At 66.3% G+C, this 4,282-nt stretch carries 5 protein-coding genes and 1 pseudogene; 5 read left to right on the top strand and 1 reads right to left on the bottom strand.

Annotation, left to right across the window (positions count from 1 at the left end; genetic code table 11):
- Positions 1 to 83 precede the first annotated feature (83 nt).
- The 5 genes from L0P92_RS42590 (at position 84) to L0P92_RS42570 (ending at position 4,045) form a co-directional block, all read left to right on the top strand.
- Positions 84 to 542 (top strand): peroxiredoxin, encoded by a 459-nt coding sequence (locus L0P92_RS42590; RefSeq protein WP_234768508.1) that lies wholly within the window; start codon positions 84 to 86, stop codon positions 540 to 542.
- 113 nt (positions 543 to 655) lie between these two features.
- On the top strand, positions 656 to 1,231 hold the full coding sequence (locus tag L0P92_RS42585) for a TerD family protein (RefSeq protein WP_030054588.1): 576 nt from the start codon (positions 656 to 658) through the stop codon (positions 1,229 to 1,231).
- A gap of 120 nt (positions 1,232 to 1,351) precedes the next feature.
- Positions 1,352 to 1,927 carry a TerD family protein gene (locus L0P92_RS42580; RefSeq protein ID WP_217206106.1) on the top strand — a complete coding sequence of 192 codons (576 nt, stop codon included), beginning with the start codon at positions 1,352 to 1,354 and terminating at the stop codon, positions 1,925 to 1,927.
- 126 nt (positions 1,928 to 2,053) lie between these two features.
- On the top strand, positions 2,054 to 3,202 hold the full coding sequence (locus L0P92_RS42575; RefSeq protein ID WP_234768507.1) for a DUF475 domain-containing protein: 1,149 nt from the start codon (positions 2,054 to 2,056) through the stop codon (positions 3,200 to 3,202).
- A gap of 105 nt (positions 3,203 to 3,307) precedes the next feature.
- On the top strand, positions 3,308 to 4,045 hold the full coding sequence (locus L0P92_RS42570; protein ID WP_234768506.1) for a TerD family protein: 738 nt from the start codon (positions 3,308 to 3,310) through the stop codon (positions 4,043 to 4,045).
- Positions 4,046 to 4,187: 142 nt separating this feature from the next.
- On the opposite strand, the pseudogene L0P92_RS42565 reads toward L0P92_RS42570, so the two are convergent.
- A pseudogene (locus L0P92_RS42565) lies at positions 4,188 to 4,282 on the bottom strand (TerD family protein); the annotation flags it as partial.

Below are 4,282 nucleotides of genomic sequence, written 5' to 3'. Positions count from 1 at the left end.
CCCCCGGCTCCCGCACACCCCCCGATGATCGCTGCGTAGGGTGGGTTCCACCCGAACAGACCCACGAAGGGACATCTACGACGATGGCGATCCAGGTCGGCGACAAGGCCCCCGACTTCGAGCTCAAGGACAACCACGGCGCGACCGTGAAGCTCTCGGACTTCCGCGGTTCCAAGAACGTCGTCCTGCTCTTCTACCCGTTCGCCTTCACCGGCGTGTGCACCGGCGAGCTGTGCGAGGTGCGTGACAACCTGCCGAAGTTCTCCGACCGCGACACGCAGGTGCTCGCCGTCTCCAACGACTCCATCCACACCCTGCGCGTCTTCGCCGAGCAGGAGGGCCTGGAGTACCCGCTGCTCAGCGACTTCTGGCCGCACGGCGAGGCCAGCCGTGCCTACGGCGTCTTCGCCGAGGACAAGGGCTGCGCGGTGCGCGGCACCTTCGTCATCGACAAGGAGGGTGTCGTCCGCTGGACCGTCGTCAACGCCCTGCCGGACGCGCGCGACCTGAACGAGTACGTCAAGGCGCTCGACACCCTCTGATTCTTCGGTACCAAGGCATGCGAGCCACGGGAACCCGTCACTAGGATCGAGTCGTTGATCCGATATCAAACGCACGGCGGGGCTCCCCGCCCCTGGAAACCAATGGAGGACTCGTGGGAGTCAGCCTCAGCAAGGGCGGCAACGTATCACTGAGCAAGGAGGCCCCGGGCCTCACTGCGGTCATCGTCGGTCTGGGGTGGGACGTCCGCACCACGACCGGCACCGACTTCGACCTGGACGCCAGCGCGCTGCTTCTGAACCCGGAGGGCAAGGTCGGCAGCGACGCGAACTTCGTCTTCTTCAACAACCTCAAGAGCTCCGACGGCTCCGTCGAGCACACCGGCGACAACCTCACCGGTGAGGGTGAGGGCGACGACGAGCAGATCAAGGTCAACCTCGCGGGCGTCCCGGCCGACGTGGAGAAGATCGTCTTCCCGGTCTCGATCTACGACGCCGAGAACCGCCAGCAGTCCTTCGGCCAGGTGCGCAACGCGTTCATCCGCGTCGTCAACCAGGCCGGCGGCGCCGAGATCGCGCGCTACGACCTCTCGGAGGACGCGTCCACCGAGACCGCGATGGTCTTCGGCGAGCTGTACCGGCACGGCGCGGAGTGGAAGTTCCGCGCCATCGGCCAGGGCTACGCGTCGGGTCTGCGCGGCATCGCGCAGGACTTCGGCGTCAACGTCTGAGTTCGATCCGAGGGGTGACCGTCCAGGACACCACTGGCTGAGTCCGGCGCCGCATTCGTTTGGGTGCGGCGCCGGATGCGCAGGACAACCAAAGAAGCAACACGCGGGGAGGACCAGCACATGGGCGTCACGCTCGCCAAGGGAGGAAACGTCTCCCTGTCCAAGGCCGCACCCAATCTCACCCAGGTGATGATCGGGCTCGGCTGGGACGCGCGCTCCACCACCGGAGCCCCCTTCGACCTCGACGCCAGCGCCCTGATGTGCAACGGCGGACGCGTCCTGGGCGACGAGTGGTTCGTCTTCTACAACCAGCTCAAGAGCCCGGACGGCTCGGTGGAGCACACCGGGGACAACCTCACCGGCGAGGGCGACGGCGACGACGAGTCGCTGCTGATCGACCTCTCCAAGGTGCCCGCCCACTGCGACAAGATCGTCTTCCCCGTCTCGATCCATATGGCCGACGAGCGCGGCCAGACCTTCGGTCAGGTGAGCAACGCCTTCATCCGCGTGGTCAACCAGGCCGACGGCCAGGAACTCGCCCGCTACGACCTGAGCGAGGACGCCTCCACCGAGACCGCCATGATCTTCGGCGAGGTCTACCGCTACCAGGGCGAATGGAAGTTCCGTGCGGTGGGACAGGGGTATGCCTCGGGTCTGCGGGGCATCGCGCTCGACTTCGGGGTCAACGTCTCATAACGCGATATGAGCAAAAGCCGGGCCCGGGTGGGGTGCGAAGAGGTGCCGAACTAGACTTCGGCTTCAAAAGTTCGTAAAGCCGAGTGCGGCGCGGGGGAGCCCCGTACACACAGGATTGGGTAGCCAGTGGTTCTGAAAACCTTCGGTTGGTCGTTCGCGGTCACCGCGCTCGGCCTGGTTGCGGCGGTCCTCTTCGGGGGGTGGACCGCCTTCGGCGTCGTGGCGATCCTCTCCGTCCTCGAGATCTCGCTGTCCTTCGACAACGCGGTGGTCAACGCCGGGATCCTGAAGAAGATGAATGCCTTCTGGCAGAAGATCTTCCTCACCATCGGCATCCTGATCGCCGTCTTCGGCATGCGCCTGGTCTTCCCGGTCGTCATCGTCGCCATCAGCGCCCAGCTCGGGCCGATCGAGGCCGTCGACCTCGCCCTCAGCGACAAGGACCAGTACCAGCAGCTCGTCACCGACGCCCACCCGGCCATCGCCGCGTTCGGTGGCATGTTCCTGCTGATGATCTTCCTGGACTTCATCTTCGAGGACCGGGACATCAAGTGGCTCGGCTGGCTGGAGCGCCCGCTGGCCAAGCTCGGCAAGATCGACATGCTGTCCGTCTGCATCGCCCTGATCGTGCTGCTCATCAGCGCGATGACCTTCGCGACCAACGCCCACCAGCACGGCGGGACCCATGTCGACAAGGCGGAGACGGTCCTGCTGTCCGGTATCGCGGGCCTGATCACCTACATGATCGTCGGCGGTCTCTCCGGCTACTTCGAGGACAAGCTCGAAGAAGAGGAGGAACGCGAGCACGAGGAGGAGGAAGAGGCCGCGCGCTCCGGCAAGCCCCGCACCGCGGTCGCCATGGCCGGCAAGGCCGCGTTCTTCATGTTCCTCTACCTGGAGGTCCTGGACGCGTCCTTCTCCTTCGACGGTGTGATCGGCGCCTTCGCCATCACCAACGACATCGTCCTGATGGCCCTCGGCCTCGGTATCGGCGCGATGTACGTCCGGTCGCTGACCGTCTACCTGGTGCGCCAGGGCACCCTCGACGAGTACGTCTACCTGGAGCACGGCGCGCACTACGCGATCGGCGCCCTCGCCATGATCCTGCTGGTCACCATCCAGTACGAGATCCACGAGCTCATCACCGGCTCGATCGGCGTGATCCTGATCGGCTGGTCCTTCCTGTCCTCGGTGCGCCGCAACCGCGCGCTGGCGGCCGCCGAGGGAAAAGCTGAGGCCTCGGACGACAAGACCGAGGTCTCGTCCGGGGTGTGACACCCCTGCGGTTGAGGAACGCTCTCAGCGGGGCGGCCGGGCCTCCGGCCGCCCCGCCGGTTTTTCCAGTGAACGCAGGTCTTTCGTGTGGGACGTGGGGGCGGAATGGGCTTCTTGGACGGACTCTGGCGTGGCCGGGCGGCCGAGTTCGACTCGGGCAGCGCGTCATCGAACTCGATCGAACTGACGAAACGGCACGACCGGGTCTCCCTCACCAAGCAGGGCGCCGCCACCGGGCATCTGCGGATCAACCTGACCTGGCGGATGCGGACGTCCGACATCGGGGGCTCACAGCGGGAGAGCCTGCTGCGGCATCCGTTCAAGGCGCTCAAGCCGCCGGAGGTGCTCGGGCACAGCCAGAGCATGGTCAACGTCGACCTCGACCTCGGGGCGCTGTACGAGCTGACCGACGGGACGAAGGGGGTCGTCCAGCCGCTGGGCGGGTTCCTCGGGGACGTCAACGCGCCGCCGTATGTGAAGCTCAGCGGGGACGACCGGTTCGGGTCGGCGTCCGGGGAGACGATCTACGTCAACCTGGATCACAAGGAGAACATCAAGCGGTTGCTGGTCTTCGTGTACATCTATGACCAGACGCCGGCGTTCGACCGTACGCATGCGATCGTCACGCTGTATCCGAGCAACGGGCCGCGGATCGAGATAGGTCTCGACGAGCGGCATCCGCAGGCCCGGTCGTGTGCGGTGGTGATGATCGAGAACGTGAAGGGCGAGATCTGGGTTCGGCGTGAGGTGAAGTTCGTCTACGGGTTTCAGGCTGAGCTTGATCGGTTGTTCGGGTGGGGGCTGCAGTGGGGCCGCGGATACAAGACCAAGGCGGAGCGCTGACGCTGGGTCTTGGCCGGGGCGCCTGGGAGCTCGGGGCCTTGGGGCGTGTGGCGGCCGCGGGTCCGTGTGTGGTTGATCGCGCCCACGCGGCGGAGCCGCATATCGATACAGCCCCACGCCCCTGACGGGGGGCTTCGCCCCGTCAGCGGCCGATGAACTGTGGGCCCTGTGGGGGTAGGCGGAACTCCTGGCCCGGGGCTGCGGTCACCGGGGGCGGGTAGCCGTAGCCCGACGGGG

It is taken from the genome of Streptomyces muensis (assembly GCF_021474425.1).
Lineage (GTDB): Bacteria > Actinomycetota > Actinomycetes > Streptomycetales > Streptomycetaceae > Streptomyces > Streptomyces muensis.
Note: the sequence above shows the minus strand (reverse complement) of the source record. Positions and strands in the feature narration are given on the sequence as shown.